The following is a 20,016-nucleotide window of genomic DNA, read 5'->3' as shown; positions in this document are numbered from 1 at the left end:
TGCGCAAGTGCCGATCAGAGCGGCGCCGGTGCCGACGAGTCTCGCGGAACGACCGCGAGCTGCAGCTCGGGACCTGCGCTCGGTACCGGCCGTTCCTCCACCGCACTGAGCGCGAGTGCCGCGAGATAGCGCCCGAGCCCGACGGTGTTCATGTGGATCGTGGAGAGGCGCGGCTCGAACATCGACGCGAGCGGAGTGTCATCGTGGCCGACGACCGAGAGCTCGCGCGGCACCGAGATCCCGGCGCGGAGCGCAGCGCCGACGAGCGAGGCGGCGACGTCGTCGTTGTATGCCGCGACGGCCGTGACGCCCGACGAGCGCCAATCGTGAATGGCGGCGGCTGCCGAGGCATCCGTCAGCTCGATGTCGGCAAAGCGCAGCGGCGGAAGTCCCAACGACTCCGCGGCCTCGCCCGCGCGCTGTCGACGGAGCTCGACGAGGTCGGCGACGCGCGGGTCGGCTGATCCCGCGAACGCGATCGATCGGTGCCCGAGGTCGAACAGGTGCTGCAACTGGAGCACCGGGCCGTCTTCGGAATACTCGTCGGCCACGGGCATCTCGGGATCGGGGATGAGTCGCGTGACGCCGGAGGCGCGGATCGATTCCGCCACCCCCGGCGCGAACGCTGCCATCGACATCACCACGTCGGGTTGCAGGGTCTCCCAAAGCGGGCGGGAGAGGCCGGTCGGGTGCGGCGTGTAGGTGATGAGCGCGTAGCCTGCCTCGTCGAGTGCGAGCGAGGCCTCCTCGATGTTGCGGCGCAGGTTGAAGTCGAGGGGCCAGTCGGGCAGCACGAGCAGCACGATGCGGGTTCGTCCGCTCGCGAGGGCCCGCGCGGCGATGTGCGGTCGGTAGCCGAGCCGCTTCGCCTCGTCGAGCACTCGCGAGCGCGTCGCCTCGGAGATGGTCTGTCCCGGGGTCTCGTTGAGCACGAACCCGACCGTCGCACGCGAGATGCCGAGCGAGCGCGCGATGTCGGCCGCGGTGACACGGCGGTTGCTCGTCGACTGGGACATCCGTTGCCTCTCTTCGCTCGCGGGACTTGCGCGCGCTAGTTCCCCAATGTAGCATCGACGCCATTCACTAGCACGCGCTAGCTGCCGTTCCCCCAGACAATGGAGTCCCATGCGCAACGATGCCCGCGACGACGAGCCACTCGTCGTTCCCGTTCCCTCCCCGCTTGCCACCGCCACCGTCGATCCCGAGACGGTGAGCGCGATGCAATCGACTCCGCCCGAACTCCCGAAGGTCAGCGCTCGCTACATCTGGTTCATGGTGCTGGCGCAGTTCGGCGTCTTCATGGCGTTCATCACGCCGATCGCGATCTCGCTCGCGGTGCGACTGGGGGAGTTGGCTCCGAGCAACCAGGAGTACCTCGGCTACATCACCGGTGCCGGCGCACTCTGGGTGATGCTGACCGCCCCGTTCATGGGCATCTGGAGTGATCGCACGCGTTCACGACTCGGGCGGCGGCGCCCGTTCATGATCGGCGGAATGATCGTCGGCGTCGTCTCACTGGTGGTGATGGCGTTGGCTCCGTCGGTGCTCGTGCTCGGCGCAGGCTGGATCCTCGCACAGTGGGGCTGGGGAACCGTGCTCGGCAATCTGCAGAACTCCACCGCCGATCGCCTCCCCGAAGCCCAGCGCGGCAAGGTGGCCGGCCTCACCGGCTTCGCGACTCAGGTGGCGCCGGTCATCGGCGTCATCGCCACCATGGGCTTGACCGGTGACCCGTTGCTGCTCTTCCTGGTGCCCGGCGTCGTCGGTGTCGTCTTCGTCACCCTCTTCGTGACGCTCGTGCACGAGGACGACAGCCGCGCCCTGCCACTCGAGCGCATCGGCCTGGTCGGTGTGCTGGCGAAGTACGTTTACAACCCGCGCCGCTTCCCCGACTTCTCGTGGAACTGGCTCGGCCGCTTCCTCTTCTACTTCGGGCTCACCCTCAATACGACCTTCACGGCCTACTTCTTCGCCTCGCGTCTCGGTGTCTCGATCACCGAGGTCTCGGGCATCATCGGGACCCTCGGCGCCGTCGGCGTGCTCGCCACGACGGCCGGCGCGCTCGGCGGCGGCTTCCTCTCCGACCGCTTGCGCCGCCGCAGGGTGTTCCTCGTGATCGGCGGCGCGATCATGGCGGCCGGCATGGTCACGATGGCTCTGTCGTCGGATCTCGCGTTCCTCTTCGCGGGCTCGCTGATCGTCTCGCTCGGCATCGGCCTTTTCGCCGCGGTCGACATGGCGCTGCTCCTCGACGTGCTGCCTGAGAAGGAGACGGATGCCGGCCGCTTCATGGGCATCACGGGCTTCGCCACGTCGATCCCGCAGGCCGCGGCGCCCTTCATCGCATCGGGAATCCTCCTGATCGGCGTGACCGGCGACGCGAAGAACTACTCGCTGCTGTTCTTCATCGCCGCTGCGTTCGTGCTGCTCGGCGGACTCGTCATCCTGCGCATCAAGTCCGTCCGCTGACCCTTTCCCGACCCGAGACCTCCAGGAGAGATCGATCATGACCACTGCCGCCTTCATCACCCCCGCGGCCCCGACCGGGCGAGAGGGAGACCCGGCGCCCTACTTCCGACGAGCGTTCGAGGCATCCGCTGCCCTGCAACGCGCGACGCTGCGCATCACCGCGATCGGCGTCGTGGAGCCTTGGCTCAACGGCGCCCGCGTGGGCGATGAGGTGCTCGCGCCGGGGTGGACGTCGTACCGGCACCGCCTCGCGGTGTCGAGCCACGACGTCACCGAACTCGTGCGCGAGGGTGAGAACGTGGTCGGCGCCATCGTCGGCGAGGGCTGGGCGCTCGGGCGCCTCGGCTGGGAGCACCGACGCAACCACTACAGCGAGCGGCCGGCGCTCTGGGCGGTACTCGTGCTGGAGTACCCCGACCGGGTCGAGACCGTGGCGACGGATGCCGCGTTCCGCACCTCGTTCGGTGCGATCCGCTCCTCGAGCATCTACGACGGCGAGGTCGTCGACGCCCGGCTCGAACCCGCGGGGTGGAGCGAACCGGGCTTCGACGACGCGAGCTGGACCGCGGTCGAGCCCTTCGACTGGCCGGCCGAGGCGCTCTTCGAGCCGACGGCAGAGCCGATCCGGCGCGTCGAGGAACTGGCACCCGTGTCGATCGAGACGAGCCCGAGCGGCCGCACCGTCGTCGACTTCGGACAGAACATCTCGGGCTGGGTGCGCTTCACGGTGCACGCGGCATCCGGTGATGTGATCACGCTTCGGCACGCCGAGACGCTCACCGACGGCGAGCTCGATCTCGAGACGATCCGCACCGCGAAGGCGACCGACGTCTACACCGCGCGAGGCGGCGACGCTGAGACGTTCGAGCCGCGGTTCACGTTCCACGGGTTCCGCTACGTCGAGGTCGACGGCTGGCCCGGCGAGCTTGCTGCCGATGACCTGCGCGCCGTCGTGGTGCACAGCGACATGACCCGCACCGGCTGGTTCGAGACCTCGAACCCGCTCGTGAACCGCCTGCACGAGAACGTCGTGTGGTCGATGCGCGACAACTTCGTCGGCGTGCCGACCGACTGCCCGCAGCGCGACGAGCGCCTCGGCTGGACCGGCGACCTCAACGCCTTCGCGCCGACGGCCGCATTCCTCTACGATGTGCGCGGCGTGCTCGGCTCGTGGCTCGACGACCTCGCGGCCGAGCAGCGCGAGAAGGGCTTCGTGCCGTGGGTCGTGCCCGACGTGCTCTCGACGCCCTCGTCGCCGACGGCGCTGTGGTCGGATGTCGCGGTGAGCCTGCCGTGGGTGCTGTATCAGGAGTACGGCGACCTCGAGATCCTGCGGCGCGCGTACCCCTCGATGACGACGTTCATCCGCAGCGTCGAGCCGTCGCTCGATGAACACGGTCTGTGGTCGACCGGCTTCCAGTACGGCGACTGGCTCGACCCCGACGCGCCGAGCGACAACCCCGCCGGCGGCAAGACCGATCGTCACCTCGTGGCATCCGCCTACCTCTGCAAGACGACGCGCGAGCTCGCGGAGACCGCGGCGCTGCTCGGCGAGCATGCCGACGCGGCGCACTTCTCGGCGCTCGCCGACCGGGTGCGCGCCGCCTTCCGCCGCGAGTACGTGACCGAAGCGGGGCGCATCGTCAACGAGACCGCGACGGCGTACGCGCTCGCGATCGTCTTCGGCATCCTCGAACCCGACGAGCGCCGGCACGCCGGCGATCAACTCGCGAAGCTCGTCGCGAAGGCGGGCTTCACGATCTCGACCGGCTTCGCCGGCACCCCGCTCGTGACCGACGCGCTCTCGAGCACCGGCCACCTCGACGAGGCCTACGCGCTGCTCACCGAAACGCGATGCCCGTCGTTCCTCTACCCGGTGACCATGGGCGCGACGACGATCTGGGAGCGGTGGGACTCGATCCGCCCCGACGGCACCATCAACCCCTCTGGCATGACCTCGCTGAACCACTACGCGCTCGGCGCGGTCGCTTCGTGGCTGCACCGCATCGTCGGCGGCATCGAGGCGGTCGAGCCCGGCTATCGCCGCGTGCGCATCGCCCCGCAGCCGGGCGGCGGGCTCACCTCGGCGAACACTCGCCACGAGTCGGTGCACGGCGAGATCGCCGTCGCCTGGCAGATCGCGGGCGCGGAGGTGACGCTCGAGGTCACGGTGCCCGACGGCGTCGAGGCCGAGGTCGTGCTGCCGCTGCATCCGGATGCCGCGACCGCCGTCGTCGGCGGCGGGGCGCACTCGTGGCGCTATGAACTGCCCGCGGTTTCTCGCCCCGAGTACTCGATGGACACGATGCTGAACGTGCTCGCGGCCGACCCGGTCGTCTGGCGGGACGTCACCGAGGTGTTCGCGAAGCACCTGCCCGGTATCCCCATCGACGGCACCGCACCCGAGGCGGCCGCGATGAGCCTCTCCATCGTGCTCGGGTACATCCCCGGGGCATCCGACGAGCTGCGCGCCGACCTCGAACGCGCCGTGACCGACTCGAACACTGAAGGAGCACTCGCATGACCGGCATCCACGACGAGAACCTCGACCCCAGCGCCGAAGCGGACGATGCGACGTTCGACGCACGGGCCGCCCTACTGAGCGGGCACGACTTCTGGTCGACGCGGGGCGGCAGCGGCATCCGCTCGATCGTCATGGTCGACGGCCCGCACGGCGTCCGGCGCCAGGGCGGCACCGCTGACAACCTCGGCTTCAACCAGAGCCTGCCGTCGACGTGCTTCCCGCCCGGTGCGGGAATCGCCTCGAGCTGGGACCCGGCGCTCGTGCGCGAGGTGGGCGAGGCGCTCGGCCGCGAAGCACGCGCGCTCGACGTCGACGTGCTGCTCGGACCGGCCATCAACATCAAGCGCTCACCGCTCGGCGGGCGCACGTTCGAGTACTTCTCGGAGGATCCGCGGCTCACGGGCGCGCTCGCCGTCGAGTATGTGCGCGGCGTGCAGAGCACGGGTGTCGGCACGTCGGTCAAGCACTTCGCGGTGAACAGCCAGGAGACCGAGCGCATGCGGGTGAGCGCCGAGGTCGACGACCGCACGCTGCGCGAGATCTACCTTCCGGCCTTCGAACGCGTCGTGAAGGAGGCGGCGCCGACCTCGGTCATGAGCGCCTACAACGCGATCAACGGCGTCTTCTCGTCGGAGAATCGCTGGCTGCTCACCGAGCTGCTGCGCGAGGAGTGGGGCTTCGACGGCCTCGTCGTCTCGGACTGGGGTGCGATCAAGGACCGGGTCGAGGCGCTCGCCGCGGGACTCGACCTCGAGATGCCGGGCACCGGTGACGAGGGCACCGAGGCGATCCTCCAGGCGGTTCGCGACGGGCGGCTCGACCGCTCGCTCGTCGAGGCGAGCGTGGAGCGGCTGCGGCGGCTCGCCGAACGTACGGCAACGGCGGCGGATGCCGCGGAGGGCTTCGATGCCGAGGCGCATCATGCACTCGCCCGACGTGCGGCCGCGGCATCCGTCGTGCTGCTTCGGAACGAGGCGCAGACCCTGCCGCTTCGCGCCGGTCGCAAGGTCGCCGTCATCGGCGAACTGGCCGTCTCGCCGCAGTACCAGGGCGGCGGTAGCTCCCACGTGAACCCGACCCGGGTCGACGTGCCGCTCGATGAGCTGCGCGGTGCACTCGGCGACGACTACGTCGCCTATACAGCGGGTTATGAGAAGGACGCGACCGACGAAACCGCACTGACGTTGCTCGCCGAGGCTCGTGCGGTGGCGGCATCCGTCGACGTGGCCGTCGTCTTCGTCGGCCTGTACGAGGAGGACCAGTCGGAGGGCTTCGACCGGGAGCACCTCGACCTGCCCGCTGCCCACGTCGCACTCATCGACGCGGTGGCGGAGGTCGCGCCGAGGACGGTCGTCGTGCTCTCGAACGGCGGCGTCGTCACGCTCGAGTCGTGGCACGACCGGGTCGACGCGATCGTCGAGGGCTGGGCGCTCGGCCAGGCGGTCGGCAGCGCGCTCGCCGACGTGCTGACCGGAGCCGTGAACCCATCGGGCCACCTCGCGGAGACGATTCCGGTCGCGCTCACCGACACTCCCACCTATCTCAACTTCCCAGGCGAGCAGGAGGTCGTGCGGCACGGCGAGGGCGTCTTCGTCGGCTACCGGTACTACACGAGTGCCGACCGCGCGGTGCGGTATCCGTTCGGACACGGGCTCAGCTACACGACGTTCAGCATCGAGGGCTTCGAGGTCGAGGCGATCGGCTCGGATGCCGCGACCGCGCGTGTGACCGTACGGAACACGGGCGAGGTGGCAGGCTCCGAAGTGGTGCAGCTCTACGTCGCACCCGCTCCCTCGTCGGTCCGCCGCCCGGTTCGGGAGCTCGGCGCGTTCGCGAAGATCTCGCTCGAACCCGGGCAGGCCACGACCGTCTCGCTCGAACTCGAGCGCCGCGCGTTCGCGCACTGGGACGCGCGCGGCGCACGCTGGTGGGTCGACCCCGGCATGTACCGGGTCGAGCTCGGTCGTTCGGCGAACGACATCGTCGAAGTGCGCGAGCTGGCGCTCGAGGGCGACGTCGAGCGCCCGAACCCCCTCAGCCTCGATTCGACCGTGAAGGAGTGGTTCGGTCACGCCGTCGTCGGGCCGGCACTCATGCAGAGCATGATGGCCAATGCGACGCCCGAGCAACAGGACGCGGCCGCCGCGAACTCGAATGCGCTGAAGATGGTCGAGTCGATGCCCATGGGCCAGTTCGCGCGGTTCCCCGGCGTGGAGATCCCCGAGGAGGCGCTCGAACAGCTCATCGCATTGAGCGTCGCGGCAGCGGAGGCGGAGCCAGCCGCGTGAGGCATCCGGAGGCGACGTCGGATGACGTGGTGATCGGGCGTCACGGACCAGTACCGGTGCGCCGCTATCGACCCCGGCCTGGCGGTGAGCGACCGGCGCCGCTCGTCGTGTGGCTGCACGGCGGGGCCTTCTCGCATGGCGACCTCGAGATGCCGGAATCTGATGCCGTCGCGCGAGGTCTGGTCGAGGCGGGGCACCCGGTTCTCGCGGTCGACTATCGGCGTGTGCCGCCGTGGAAGTGGTGGGCGCGCCCGCGCCCGGGCATCCTGTCAGGCATCCGCTACCCGGTGCCGCTCGACGATGTCGTCGACGTCATCGGCCATGCACGCGGCGAGGCAGCCGTCTCAGGGCGGGGGCTCGTGGTCGGCGGCGCCAGCGCGGGGGCATGTCTCGCCGCCGCTGCGGCGTTGCGACTGGTCCGGGAAGGTGACACGGTGCCCAACGGGCTCCTGCTCGCGTATGGGACCTTCCACGCCCAGCTGCCGTCCGTACCGCCCGCGTTGCATGCGCGGATCCGTGGTCGGCACGGGTTCATGCAGTTCCGGCCCTCCACCGTCGAGCGGATGAACCGCAACTATGCCGGGCGTATCGAGGCGATGGACGATCCGTTCGCCTTCCCCGGTGGGCATGACCTTCGTGGGCTGCCCCCGACCATGGTGCTCGACGCCGACCGCGATTCGCTTCGCGCCTCGGGTGAGCGCTTCGCGGCCGAGTTGGCCGACGGTGGGGTCGATGTCTCCTACGACGTCGTGCCCGAGTCGACCCACGGCTTCCTCGATCGACCCGGATCGCCGGCGTTCGACGAGGGAATCGCACGAGTGACGCGGTGGCTCGCCGCTTCAGCGGACGGGCACGATCGATGATCGCAGCGATACGTCGCCGCGTCTTCCTCACCAGTGCGGACGGCACCGGAGGGACGCGCGATCCAGTGGAGTTCGCCGAGCGTGCCCACCTATACCCACTGCGCTCGCACAGGGAGGAGCCGCAGCGCTGACGCGTGCGGATGGAGCCGCGCACCTGCGAATCGGCTGTCGGGACTCACGGATCCGGCGAAACGGGGGTATCTTTACGACACGCGTTATATCGCGTTATCGGCGAAGTGGTCGAACTGGGCGGGGTGGTGCATGTGACCGGCATCGAAGCGATCTTGATCGGGCTCGGCGTGATCGTGCTGCTCTCGATCGGCGTCATGGTGACGGTCGTGCTCGTCGTGCGGGCACTCGTGCGTCGCGTCCGCCGGAGCCGAGCTTTCGGGGCGACGACCCTCCGCGCCCGGGCCCGCGTGAGTCACGGACCGCAGCGAACGGTTCTCGCACTGCGAGTGCGGCTCGACGACGCGCTGCGGAGCGGACGCGCCGCCGTCGAGCTCACCGGCGCAGCGAGCGGCTCCCGCCCACGCGGGTTCCGCGGCGAACTGCCTCGGCTCTTCCGGCGCATCAGCGACGAGGGCGACGTGCTCGACCTGCAACTGCGCCTGATGGAGTCCGAGACGAACGCCGGCGTGCTCGCACAAGAACTGCCCGCGGCCCGTCTTCGCGTCGAGCAGGTCGAGGCGCTCGTCCGACGGGTGCGCGACGCCGTGGCATCCGGGCTCTCCGGCGCGACCGACGACGCGCTCTCCGCGCTCGGCTCCGACGTCGACCGGGAGGTCGCCGCCCTGCAGACGGGCATCGAAGAACTCCAGGCACTCAATCGCCGCGACGGTCGCGTCGATGTCACGAGACCGCCGACGACTTCCATCATCCGAGACGAGGGGAACCGACCATGAGCAGCAGCAACGCCAACAGCAATTCGGCGCGGATGCGGACGATCTTCCGGAGCAAGACGTCGAAGGCGCTCGACCGCATGGAGGACCCGCGGGAGACGCTCGACGACAGCTACGACCAGCAGGTGAAGCTGCTGCAGCAGGTTCGGCTCGCGGTCGCCGACGTCGCGACGGCGAAGAAGCGCATCGAACTGCAGGGCGAGGAGATGGGCACGCGCTACCAGCGCCTGGGATCGCAGGCCGCCGAGGCGCTCGCGCAGGGGCGCGAAGACCTCGCGCGAGCCGCGCTCGAACGCCGGGCCATGCTCGAGGGGCAGGTCGCGCAGCTGCAGCAGCAGTTCACCGCGCTCGATCGACAGACGGCGCAGTTGCAAGACCGGGAGCGCCGACTCACCGACCAGGTGGCCGCCTTCCGCATCGAGAAGGAGACGATCAAGGCGACGTACACGGCGTCCGAGGCGCAGGTGCGCGCCAACGAGGCGGTGTCGGGCATCAGCAACACGATCACCGATGTCGGATCGAGCCTCGATCGTGCCCGCGATCGCGTCCAGCAGATGCAGGCGCGCGCGGCCGCGACCGACGAGCTGCTCGCGAGCGGCGCCCTGACCGACCTCACTGCTGCGCCTGACGCCGACATCGAGCGTCAGCTCGCCGCCGTCTCGGCGCAGGCCGAGATCGATCGTCAGCTGCAGGCGCTGAAGAGCGGAAGCGGGCAGGCCGGCGGCGGTGCGGCGGAGCGCCCCGGACCCGATGGCTGGCTGAGCATCGGCCGAGCCGGCTGACGGCCGTCGGTCGTCGGTCGCTGGCCGCGACCCCAGCATCGGGCTTCCTGAGCATCGGCTTCGACTGATGCGGGAGCGGCGGCGCGCGGGTACTGTGAAGGAGCGGGTCGAATCGCCCCGGGCTTCGAGAGCCTGCGGTGATCGACCCGGTGGGAACCCTGCACCCACGCCTGAACGGAGCGCGACACCGATGTCCTGGCATGACGATTTCGACGACGACGAGTACGGCGAGCGTCGCCCGAATCGAGCCCCGACCTCGAAGTGGCGGCTCGTGCGTCGCACCGCCGCGTACGTCGGCGTCATGGTCGGGGCCATCGGCCTCGTGATCGGCGCGGTCTTCGCCGTGAACCTCGTCGGCACCGCCGTGAACCCCGACGGGTTCGCGGCTCCCGACGCCTACGGTCCCGCCGTCGCGATGCCGCCGCTCACCTCGCAGCCCGACGGGGAAGCCGACGAATCGGTCGACGACGGCGACAACGGCGAGACCGTCGACGCCGGCGTCGTCGAGGAGCCGACCGGGCTCTCGGGCTCGAAGCTCGCCCCGATGTCGTCGGTCGATCCCGAGTGGATCGCCACGGTCGCCGATGCCACCGGCATCCCGAAGCGCGCTCTCGCGGCCTATGCGCTCGCGCACGTCACCATCGCCCAAGACGACGCCGAGTGCGGCCTCGACTGGGCGACGATCGCCGCGATCGGAGCGATCGAGTCGAAGCACGGCAGCCACGGCACGTCGAAGCTCGACGACGACGGCCGCACCACGCCGCCGATCATCGGGCCCGCTCTCGACGGGAGTGCCGATGTGGCGAGGATCGATGACACCGACGACGGTGCGCTCGACGGCGACACCACCTGGGACCGCGCCGTCGGACCGATGCAGTTCATCCCGTCGACCTGGCACAAGTGGGGCACCGACGCGAACGGCGACGGAGTCGCCGACCCGCACCAGATCGACGACGCTGCGCTGTCGACGGCACGGTACCTCTGCGAGTCGGGTCCGATGACGAGCTCCGAGGGATGGCGAGCGGCCGTCTTCTCGTACAACCACGACAACGACTACGTCGACAACATCGCCAAGGTCGCGCTCGAGTTCGCGGAGTCGGTGGCCGAGCTCGGCCACTAGCCGAGCGGGGACGATCCGAACAGTGGATGCCGCGGCATCCGCTGACCGCCGCGGAACCCGCCGTTCAGGCGGAGGTCGACCGCGCCCGCATCGTCGCGAGCCGGCTCCAGATCGTCGCGATGACGATGGCCGCCGCTGCTGCGATGGCCGCCACCGCGGTGGGGGTCGACGGCGGAGCGTCCGTGAGCCTCGCGGCCGCGATCCATGACAGGCCCCAGGCCAGCGAGATCGTCGGGGCGATGCGGCCGCGATCCCAGACGGCGAGCCAGACCCCGATGATGCCGACGACGGCGAGCACGCCGATCGCCCACACTTCGGGCGCGAGCCCCCAGCCGTCGAATCCCGCCGCCACGAGCACGGCGGTGATGTTCGCGGCCGTGGCGACGCTGACCCAACCGAGGTAGAGGCCGATCGTGCCATCCGTCAGCACGGCGTCGACCGGACCAGCCGGGCGGGTCGCACGGCAGATCCGGAATGCCAGGATGAGCACGACGAGCAGGGCAACGATGACCGGGACGCTGAGCGCGAGCTGGTCGAACTGGATCGAGAGGATCCACGCGGCGTTCAGCACCAGGGACGCGGCGACCAGGTAGCCGAGGCGGCGCTGCCGTTCGGCAGCGCGTTGCGCCGGGAGGAACTGCCACACCGCATACGCCACCAGTCCCACGTAGATGACCGACCAGATGCTGAAGGCGCCGCCGCCGGGCGCGAGGAGCGTGGCGTCGGCGGCGAGCGCACCGCCCGAGGCATCCTGGACCGGCGTGCCTCCGGCCGCTCCCGAGCCGATGAACGCGCCGATCACCGCGAGCGCCGCGCTCACCGCGACCGTGATCTGCCGGGCGAGGTCGCCGCGGGGTGTGGTGAGTTCTGCCGAGGTGCTCGTCATGTCCGCTCCGGTCGGTCGCTCGTGCCGACCGTGATCGAGGCCGGTTGGAGGAAACGTATTGCTCGTTCGGCAGGGTGCACAAGAAACGCCGTGGGGCTTGACACCGGCGCGCCGCTCGGCCGCGGCTTCGGGTCAGGGCTGTTGTGTGAGGTCCACGTCCCAGTCGAGCTGCGTCGTCGCCTCCGTGACGGAGAACACGGTGGAGCGAGCCTCGTCGATCGACGACGCCTTGTCGTACATGGCGAGGGTTGTGTCGGGCTCGACGAGTTCGTCGTCGTGGGCTTCGCGGGAGGACGCGAGCTCGACCGACGAGGTGTCGGAGCGCCAGCCGACGGTCATCCGCACGCGGGCGATGGAGCCGTCGTTGCGACGATAGGGAACGTCGACGAGATCGAGCCGGCGTTGACGCGCCAGCGCGAGACCGTAGTTCAAGACGGCGTCTGCGAGATCATCACCGGTGAGGTAGGAACCGAGCCGATTGATGAGCAATTTCATGGGAACCCCCAGCAGCATCTCGATGCGAGTTGGCCGGCGGGGTCCGGGTCGACACCATTCCAGTGTAAACCCGTCTGCTGCATGGTGACCCGTGTGCTCGGCCGGTCATTGGGCGCCTACTCGGGCAGCGCGAGGCTGCGGTCGACGAGCCCGGCCGCCACCTGGCTGATGCCGATCCGGTTGGCTCGCGCGTAGGCGCGGATGAGCGTGAACGCCTCTTCGATGGGCACGCCCCTGGTGTGTGCGACGACCCCCTTCGCCTGTTCGATGACCACCCGGCTCTGCAACGCGCGTTCGAGCTGTTCGGAGAGGACGTGGCTCTCGTGGATCGAGCGTTCGTGCAGGATGCCGATCGTGGCCACGTCGGCGAAGGCCTGCGCGGCGGCCCGGTCGTCGGGGTCGAGCTCGCCGACCGAGTCGCGAAGCAGATTCAAGGTGCCGATCCGGGTCTCGCGCAATCGCATCGGGAAGGCGTGCACCGATGCGAATCCCTGAGCGATGGCACCGTCGCGGAATCGGCCCCATCGCTCGGGAGAATCGCTGATGTCGGGCACGGAGACGAACGTTCCCGTGGTGAAGCTCTCCACGCACGGGCCGGCTTCGGCACCGATCTGGATGAGCTCGACGAGGCGACTCGCCTCGCTCGTGGATGCGATCACGTCGAGTTCGCCGTCGGCGTCGGCGAGCAGGATCGCCGCTGCCGTCGTGTCGAGCAACTGCTGGCAGCTGTCGACGAGCAGTTGCAGGAGTTCGACGACGTCGTAGCCCTCCACGAGGGTGTCGGCGAGGGACGCGAAGGTGCGCAGCAGCTCTTGCTCGCGGGTGCGGCTGTTCATATCGCCTCGATGCCCGTGGGGCCGTTCGTGAACTTCAACCTGCCCTCCACGATGTCTTGGGCGACGTCGATCATCGTGCGGGACTCGGCGAAGGCGTGCCCTTGGATGACGAGCCTCGCCTCGTCCGGCGACAGTCCGAGCTGCGCGAGCACGACGCCCGTCGCCTGGTGCACGAAGCGGCGCGAGTAGGCGTTGCCGAGGTCCTCCTCGTGCTGCCCGACGGCGTCGAGGGCCCGGCGCAGCACCTGCTTGCCGACGAGATCGGCCATGACCCCGACTTGCGACGTCTGCGTCGGATTCAGGCGCACCGGTGCCACGGAGTACAGGTCGACGGCGCCGAGCCGGAGTGGCCCGACGGTCATCGGGAAGGCGAAGATCGAGCTCAGGTCCTCACGCAGCACTGCGGCGGTGAAGGCGGGCCAGATCGTGGGAGCGTCGCGCCGAACGTCGGGCACGAGCACGGGGCGTGCCGAGCGCAGTGCATCCCAGCACGGACCCTCACCGAGATCGAACTGGAGCTCGTCGATTCGGAGGGCCCGCTGATCGGTCGCCGACAGGGTCTCGCTGCCGAGGATGTTGCCGACCGTCGAGACGGACGCCCCCGTGATCGGGAAGGCGCCGACGAAGAGCGCGGCCAGCCCGTCGGGCGACTCCGCCCAACGTTCCAGTGCATCGACTGCAGAGCCGAAATCGCCCACCGAGTCCTCCAAATGCGCCCGATCTCCTCGACCGGATACAGATCATTCCATCACACCGGGCAGCGAGACGTCAGGGGCTTGACCGGGAGGAAAGCGGCGCGAGGGCATCGTCCCGGTACATGGCGAAGGACGTCGCCCATGGGGGAAACACGACGCCGGCCCGTCCATGGGACGGGCCGGCGATTGAGTCGAGCGTCAGGTCAGACGCGAGCTCCGCGGAGCGCCACGTTTCCAAGGGCGTCGGCGCCGAGGGCGAAGAGGTCGCGCGAACCTGCGGTGGCCGCCCCGGCGAGCCCTGCGGCCTGCGGCAGCAGCTGCTCGGCGTAGAAGCGGGCGAGCGGCAGCTGCGTCTCCGCGATGCCGTCATCGTCGAGGCCACGAGCGGCGAGCGCCGACTTGGCCATGAGCCATCCGCCGACGACGAGGCCCCAGATGCGCTGGTACGGCGTCGAGCCGGAGAGCACGGCGTTCGGGTCGGTGGCGCCGGTGCGGAGCATCCACGCCGTCGTCTGCTCGAGCGCGTCGAACTGGGCGTTCAGCTGCGTGCGGATCGTCGCGAACTCGTCACCCGCGGCTGCCAGTTCGCCGTCGAGCTCCCGCATGGTGGCGATGAACTCGAGAGCGGATGCACCGCCGCGAACCGGGAGCTTTCGGCCGACGAGGTCGGCGGCCTGCACGCCGTTCGTGCCCTCGTAGATCGCCGCGATGCGGACATCCCGGTAGTGCTGTGCAGCGCCGGTCTCCTCGATGAACCCCATGCCGCCGTGGATCTGCAGTGCGAGCGAGGTGAGCTCGTTGCCGAGGTCGGTGCCGAACGACTTGTTGATCGGGGTGAGCAGGCCGACGATCTCGTTGGCCCGGGCCCGCACGGCGGGGTCGGGGTGGTGGGTCGACACGTCGGTGTAGGTGGCGGTCAGCAGCATCATGCGGCGCATCGCGGCGATGTACGCCTTCTGCGTCATGAGCATGCGGCGCACGTCGGGGAAGTCGATGATGGGGGAGTCCTGGGTGGCGCCGATCGCGCGACCCTGGATGCGCTCGCGGGCGTAGTCGAGCGACTGCTGGTACGCGCGCTCCGACACGGCGAGGCCCTGCATGCCGACCGAGAGGCGGGCGCTGTTCATCATGACGAACATGATGCGCATGCCGATGTTCTCCTCACCGACGAGGTAGCCGGTCGCGTCCTCGTACGAGAGCACGCAGGTGGGCGAACCGTGGATGCCCATCTTGTGCTCGACGCCGACGGTGTGCACGCCGTTGCGCTCGCCGAGCGAGCCGTCGTCGTTCATGAGGAACTTCGGCACGATGAAGATCGAGATGCCCTTGGTGCCGGCGGGCGCGTCGGGGGTGCGGGCGAGCACGAGGTGCACGATCTGCTCGCTGAGGTCGTGGTCGCCGAAGGTGATGAAGATCTTCTGGCCGGTGATGGCGTAGGTGCCGTCGTCGCGCTTGACGGCCTTGGTGGTGAGCGCGCCGACGTCGGTGCCGGCGTGCGGCTCGGTGAGGTTCATGGTGCCGGCCCACTCGCCGGAGACCATCTTCGGCAGCCACTGCTGCTTCTGCCCGTCGCTGCCGTAGTGCAGCAGCGCCTCGATCGCGCCCTGCGTGAGCAGCGGTGCGAGTGCGAAGGCCATGTTGGCGGTCGCCATGAGCTCCTGGAGCGCGAGGCCGATGGTGCGGGGGAACCCGCCGCCGCCGAACGCCTCGGGCAGCGGCACCGAGCCCCAGCCTGCGTCGACGTAGGCCGAGTAGGCCTCCTTGAAACCGGTGGCCGTGGTGACGGTGCCGTCGGGGTTCAGCTTCGAACCCTCGAGGTCGCCGGCTCGGTTGGTGGGGGCGACGACTTCGGCCATGAAGTTGCCGGCCTCGTCGAGGATCTCGGTGACGGTCTCGAGATCGGCGTGCTCGAATCCGGGCAGCTGTGCGACGGCGTCGTAGTCGACGACATGCTCGAGGGCGAAGGCGATATCTGCAACAGGGGGTCGGAATCCACTCATGCCCGCAGCGTAAGCCCGGCACCTCGCAACAGGGCGGGAACTGTGCGGGTTCCACGATGGGTGCGGGCCGGGACTCGGCATGGTTTGGCGGCATCCCACAAAACAGGCCCCTTTTCGGGCAAGCAAGTGCTTGGTTAGGATGAAGCAACTCGTCGAAGGAGCGGAATGAAGATCGTCGTCCTGGTCAAGGAAGTCCCCGATACCTACGGGGATCGGAAGCTCGACCTGCAGACCGGCCTCGCCGATCGTGCGGCGAGCGAGACGGTGCTCGACGAGATCGGCGAGCGCGCGCTCGAGGTGGCGCTCTCGTACGCCGACTCCCACCCCGACACCGAGGTCGTCGTGCTGTCGATGTCGCCCGGGTCCGCTGCTGCCACGGTGCGCAAGGGCCTCGCGATGGGCGCCGCCGGCGCCGTGCAGGTGGCCGACGAGGCGCTCCTCGGCGCCGACCTCGGTCTCACCGCCGAGGTGCTCGCGGCAGCGCTGCAGCGCATCGGCTTCGACCTCGTGATCGCCGGCAACCAGTCGACCGACGGCTCGGGCGGAGTGCTCCCGGCGATGATCGCCGAGCTCCTCGACGTGCCGAACGCGACGAGCCTGAACTCGGTCGAGATCGACGGCGCCGAGCTCCGCGGCGAGCGCGCGACCGATCACGGCACGATGCAGGTCTCGGCGTCGCTGCCTGCGGTGATCTCCATCACCGAGGCGCTGCCCGATGCCCGGTTCCCGAACTTCAAGGGCATCATGGCGGCCAAGAAGAAGCCGTTCGAGACGCTCACGCTCGCGGACCTCGGCGTCGACGCCGAGAGCACCGAGGCGTCGCGCTCGATCGTGATCTCCCTCGGCGAGAAGCCGCCCCGCTCGGCGGGCACCAAGATCGTCGACGAGGGCGACGCCGGCGAGCGCCTCGCCGAGTACCTCGTCCAGAACCGGCTCGCGTAAGGGACCACGATGACTGACTACTCCGCAGACTCGATCCTCGTGCTCCTCGACGTCACGCCGTCGGGTGCGCTCGCCAAGAGCGCCGCCGGCCTGCTCGGCGCCGCAGCCGGCGTCGGCACCCCCGTCGCCGTGATCGTCGCAGCTCCGGGCGAGGGCGAGCAGGCCGCGACGGATGCCGCCGCGCTCGGCGCGAGCCACGTGCTCGTCGCCGAGCACGCCGCCGCCGGCTCAGGCCTCACCGTGCCGGGCGCCGACGCGCTCGCCGCGGCCGCCGAACTCGTGCGACCCGACGCGATCCTCGTCTCCAACTCGATCGAGGGCCGCGAGATCGCCGCCCGCTTCGCCGCCCGTTCGCGGTCGGGCCTCGCGGTCGACGCCGTCGGGGTCTCGCGCGATGCCGAAGGCGTCGTCGCCCATCACTCGGTGTACGGCGGCGCCTACAACGTCGACTCGGCCGTCACATGGGGTGCACCCGTCATCACCGTGCGCGAGGGCTCGATCGATGCCCGCGCCGAGGCGCAGCCCGTCTCGGTCGAGCGGCTCGACGTCGCGGCATCCGGTCGGAAGGCCGCCGTCATCGGCGCATTCGAGGAAGAGGTCGTGGCATCGTCGCGCCCCGAACTGCGCGGCGCCGCGAAGGTCGTCTCGGGCGGTCGCGGGCTCGGCTCCGAAGACAAGTTCGCACTCGTCGACCAGCTCGCCGACGTGCTCGGCGCCGCCGTCGGCGCATCGCGCGCCGCGGTCGACGCTGGCTACATCCCGCAGTCGCACCAGGTCGGCCAGACCGGCGTCTCGGTGTCGCCCCAGCTCTACATCGCGCTCGGCATCTCGGGCGCGATCCAGCACCGCGCCGGCATGCAGACCGCGAAGACGATCGTCGCGATCAACAAGGACGCCGACGCCCCCATCTTCGAGATCGCCGACTTCGGCATCGTCGGCGACCTGTTCACGGTCGTGCCGCAGCTGATCGCCGCGCTCGAGGCGCGGAAGGCGTAGCGCGCGATGGCGACGTACGGGCGAACGACGCGGCAGGGCCTGCCCCGCGTCGCCGGCGGTGAACCCTGGCCCCCGGTGTTCGAGATCGCAGGGGGCGCTGCTGCGCCCACTGAAGTCGACGAGGCGAGCGCTCCGGCGGCGGTCGCGGATGTCTCGGCACCCGTGGCGACGGCTGCCACGGTCGCTCAGGCCGCTGTGCCCGCAGCCGCTCCGACTTCTCGTGCGGTTCGGCGCGGGCTGCCTCGCGTGCCCGGCGGGGAGCCGTGGCCACCCGCCTCCGCAGCCCCGCTCGCGGCGACGGCGGCAACGGTCGAGGTGCCGGTGAGCACCGCGACGGATGTCCCGGCCGCGGCTCCTCCCGTCGAACCGCTCACCGCGGTCTCGACCGCCACCGCGGCCTCGGCGCCGTCGGCGGCCGGCGGAACGGCGCTCCGTCGTGGACTCCCGCGCACCCCCGACGGCGAGCCCTGGCCGCCCGCAGGTTCGGCGCCCGCGAGGCCCGACCGCGTCGTCGCGGCACCGGTGCTCGAGTCAGCGCCGGAGCCCGTTTCCGAGCCCGTCCTCGAGCCGAACCCCGAACCGGTCATCGCACCCGCGGCCGCCGCAGCCCCGGCGCCGGCGCCACAGCGCACCCCGATGCAGCCGCCGCGTCGCCCGGTCGCGGTCGCCGCGGCATCCGCTCGCCCTGCTGCCGAGCCGTGGCCGAAGCTGTACGGTCCGTACTCCCGTGCGGAGTGGGCGGGAGCGCTCGTCATCGGCGGCTTCGGGCTGCTGCTCGCCGCCACGGGTGTCGTCGTCGGGGTCAACTGGCTGCTCGGCCTCGCGCCGATGGAGGAGTTCATCGCGCGCTACCCGGGCGAGTACCACCTGCCCGAGTCCGCTCCGGTCGGCATCCCGGCCTGGATCGGCTGGCAGCACTTCTTCAACGTGTTCCTGATCGTGCTCATCATCCGCTCGGGCCTCGAGGTGCGCACGCAGAAGCGGCCGACCGCGTTCTGGTCGCCGCGCTGGAACTCGAAGCGCAAGATCAGCCTCTCGCTGTGGTTCCACCAGTCGCTCGACATCCTGTGGCTCGTCAACGGCGTGGTGTTCGTCGTGCTCCTCTTCATGACGGGGCAGTGGATGCGACTCGTGCCCACGAGCTGGGAGGTCTTCCCGAACGCGCTGTCGGCGCTGCTGCAGTACCTCTCGCTCGACTGGCCGACCGAGAACGGCTGGGTGAACTACAACAGCCTGCAGCAGATCGCCTACTTCGTCACCGTCTTCATCGCCGCGCCGCTCGCCGTGATCACGGGCGTGCGCATGTCGGGCCTCTGGCCGAAGAACGCGAAGACGCTGAACCGCATCTACCCGGTGGAGTGGGCGCGCGCCGTGCACTTCCCCGTGATGCTCTACTTCGTGCTGTTCATCATCGTGCACGTCGGGCTCGTCTTCGCGACCGGGGCGCTGCGCAATCTCAACCACATGTACGCGAGTCAAGACGTCGTAAACTGGACCGGGTTCTGGATCTTCGTCGCGTCGCTCGTCGTGATCGCCGCAGCCTGGGTCGCCGCACGGCCGCTCGTGCTCGCACCGATCGCACGCCTCTTCGGCAAGGTCAGCGGGCGCTGACGTGGGCGACGGCTCCGAACGGCGCGACCAGATCATCGTCATCGCGAGACGGCTCATCGCCGCGCGCGGCTACTCGGCGACGACGGTGCGCGACATCGCCGACGAGGCGGGGATCCTCTCGGGCAGCCTTTACCACCACTTCGCCTCGAAGGAGGCGGTGCTGCACGAGATCCTGCACGGCTTCCAGCACGACACGCTCTCTGCGTTCGAGCGCATCGCCGCGAGCGGCGGCAGCGCCCGCGAGCGGCTCGACCAGCTCATCGAGCACGCGTTCCTCACGATCGAGCAGCGGCCCGACGACGTGCGCATCTACCAGAACGAGACCGGGTTCCTCATGACCCAGCCCGGGTTCGAGTTCCTCGCCGACGGGGCGGAGCGCATCGAGGAGCTCTGGCTCGAGCAGATCACCGAGGGGCAGGCCGCCGGCGTGTTCCGCGACACGATCGACCCTCGGCTCGCCTTCCGCTTCATCCGAGACGCGGTGTGGTCGACGGTGTTCTGGTTCCGGCCGGGCGGCAGCCACACGGCGGCGAGCGTCAGCGAGAACTACCTCGACCTGCTGCACCACGGGATGCTCACGGTCGAGGGCTGAGACGGCGCTCGCAGC

17 protein-coding genes are annotated in these 20,016 nt (G+C 69.9%); 11 read left to right on the top strand and 6 right to left on the bottom strand.

The window, feature by feature from the left end:
- Nucleotides 1-14: 14 nt before the first annotated feature.
- Complete coding sequence (locus tag ESP57_RS07360; RefSeq protein ID WP_129231100.1) at nt 15-1,016, bottom strand: LacI family DNA-binding transcriptional regulator; 1,002 nt, start codon at nt 1,014-1,016, stop codon at nt 15-17.
- A 109-nt stretch (nt 1,017-1,125) separates the two neighbouring features.
- Here ESP57_RS07360 and ESP57_RS07355 point away from each other — a divergent pair, with 109 nt between their 5' ends.
- From ESP57_RS07355 to ESP57_RS07325, 7 genes are all read left to right on the top strand, one after another.
- Complete coding sequence (locus tag ESP57_RS07355; protein WP_207904504.1) at nt 1,126-2,469, top strand: MFS transporter; 1,344 nt, start codon at nt 1,126-1,128, stop codon at nt 2,467-2,469.
- A gap of 37 nt (nt 2,470-2,506) precedes the next feature.
- A complete protein-coding gene (locus ESP57_RS07350; protein ID WP_129231099.1) occupies nt 2,507-4,993 on the top strand; it encodes a glycoside hydrolase family 78 protein in 2,487 nt (828 codons plus the stop codon).
- On the top strand, nt 4,990-7,281 hold the full coding sequence (locus ESP57_RS07345; protein WP_129231098.1) for a glycoside hydrolase family 3 C-terminal domain-containing protein: 2,292 nt from the start codon (nt 4,990-4,992) through the stop codon (nt 7,279-7,281). Before ESP57_RS07350 ends, ESP57_RS07345 begins: the two co-directional genes overlap by 4 nt.
- Complete coding sequence (locus tag ESP57_RS07340; protein WP_129231097.1) at nt 7,278-8,144, top strand: alpha/beta hydrolase; 867 nt, start codon at nt 7,278-7,280, stop codon at nt 8,142-8,144. Before ESP57_RS07345 ends, ESP57_RS07340 begins: the two co-directional genes overlap by 4 nt.
- A gap of 263 nt (nt 8,145-8,407) precedes the next feature.
- On the top strand, nt 8,408-9,049 hold the full coding sequence (locus tag ESP57_RS07335; protein ID WP_129231096.1) for a hypothetical protein: 642 nt from the start codon (nt 8,408-8,410) through the stop codon (nt 9,047-9,049).
- Complete coding sequence (locus ESP57_RS07330) at nt 9,046-9,828, top strand: PspA/IM30 family protein (RefSeq protein ID WP_129231095.1); 783 nt, start codon at nt 9,046-9,048, stop codon at nt 9,826-9,828. Before ESP57_RS07335 ends, ESP57_RS07330 begins: the two co-directional genes overlap by 4 nt.
- 190 nt (nt 9,829-10,018) lie before the next feature.
- Nucleotides 10,019-10,948 carry a lytic transglycosylase domain-containing protein gene (locus tag ESP57_RS07325; RefSeq protein ID WP_243648444.1) on the top strand — a complete coding sequence of 310 codons (930 nt, stop codon included), beginning with the start codon at nt 10,019-10,021 and terminating at the stop codon, nt 10,946-10,948.
- Between the two features lie 64 nt (nt 10,949-11,012).
- Here ESP57_RS07325 and ESP57_RS07320 read toward each other — a convergent pair whose 3' ends face one another.
- From ESP57_RS07320 to ESP57_RS07300, 5 genes are all read right to left on the bottom strand, one after another.
- Nucleotides 11,013-11,834 (bottom strand): TspO/MBR family protein, encoded by an 822-nt coding sequence (locus ESP57_RS07320; protein WP_129231094.1) that lies wholly within the window; start codon nt 11,832-11,834, stop codon nt 11,013-11,015.
- Between the two features lie 132 nt (nt 11,835-11,966).
- Nucleotides 11,967-12,329 carry a hypothetical protein gene (locus tag ESP57_RS07315; protein ID WP_129231093.1) on the bottom strand — a complete coding sequence of 121 codons (363 nt, stop codon included), beginning with the start codon at nt 12,327-12,329 and terminating at the stop codon, nt 11,967-11,969.
- A gap of 116 nt (nt 12,330-12,445) precedes the next feature.
- A complete protein-coding gene (locus ESP57_RS07310; protein WP_056005354.1) occupies nt 12,446-13,165 on the bottom strand; it encodes a GAF and ANTAR domain-containing protein in 720 nt (239 codons plus the stop codon).
- Nucleotides 13,162-13,863: a GAF and ANTAR domain-containing protein gene (locus ESP57_RS07305; protein WP_129231092.1), complete on the bottom strand. Its 702-nt coding sequence runs from the start codon at nt 13,861-13,863 to the stop codon at nt 13,162-13,164. Before ESP57_RS07305 ends, ESP57_RS07310 begins: the two co-directional genes overlap by 4 nt.
- 200 nt (nt 13,864-14,063) lie before the next feature.
- On the bottom strand, nt 14,064-15,860 hold the full coding sequence (locus ESP57_RS07300; protein WP_129231091.1) for an acyl-CoA dehydrogenase family protein: 1,797 nt from the start codon (nt 15,858-15,860) through the stop codon (nt 14,064-14,066).
- A 165-nt stretch (nt 15,861-16,025) separates the two neighbouring features.
- On the opposite strand from ESP57_RS07300, the gene ESP57_RS07295 reads away from it, so the two are divergent.
- The 4 genes from ESP57_RS07295 to ESP57_RS07280 are packed head-to-tail and all read left to right on the top strand — an operon-like array spanning nt 16,026 to nt 20,001.
- A complete protein-coding gene (locus ESP57_RS07295) occupies nt 16,026-16,802 on the top strand; it encodes an electron transfer flavoprotein subunit beta/FixA family protein (RefSeq protein WP_129231090.1) in 777 nt (258 codons plus the stop codon).
- 9 nt (nt 16,803-16,811) lie between these two features.
- Nucleotides 16,812-17,798 (top strand): electron transfer flavoprotein subunit alpha/FixB family protein, encoded by a 987-nt coding sequence (locus ESP57_RS07290; RefSeq protein WP_129231089.1) that lies wholly within the window; start codon nt 16,812-16,814, stop codon nt 17,796-17,798.
- 6 nt (nt 17,799-17,804) lie between these two features.
- On the top strand, nt 17,805-19,409 hold the full coding sequence (locus tag ESP57_RS07285) for a cytochrome b/b6 domain-containing protein (protein WP_129231088.1): 1,605 nt from the start codon (nt 17,805-17,807) through the stop codon (nt 19,407-19,409).
- Between the two features lies 1 nt (nt 19,410).
- Nucleotides 19,411-20,001 (top strand): TetR/AcrR family transcriptional regulator, encoded by a 591-nt coding sequence (locus tag ESP57_RS07280; RefSeq protein WP_056005333.1) that lies wholly within the window; start codon nt 19,411-19,413, stop codon nt 19,999-20,001.
- The last annotated feature ends 15 nt before the right edge of the window (nt 20,002-20,016 follow it).

The organism is Agromyces fucosus, assembly GCF_004134865.1.
Lineage (GTDB): Bacteria > Actinomycetota > Actinomycetes > Actinomycetales > Microbacteriaceae > Agromyces > Agromyces fucosus.
This window is presented reverse-complemented; position numbering and strand designations above follow the sequence as displayed.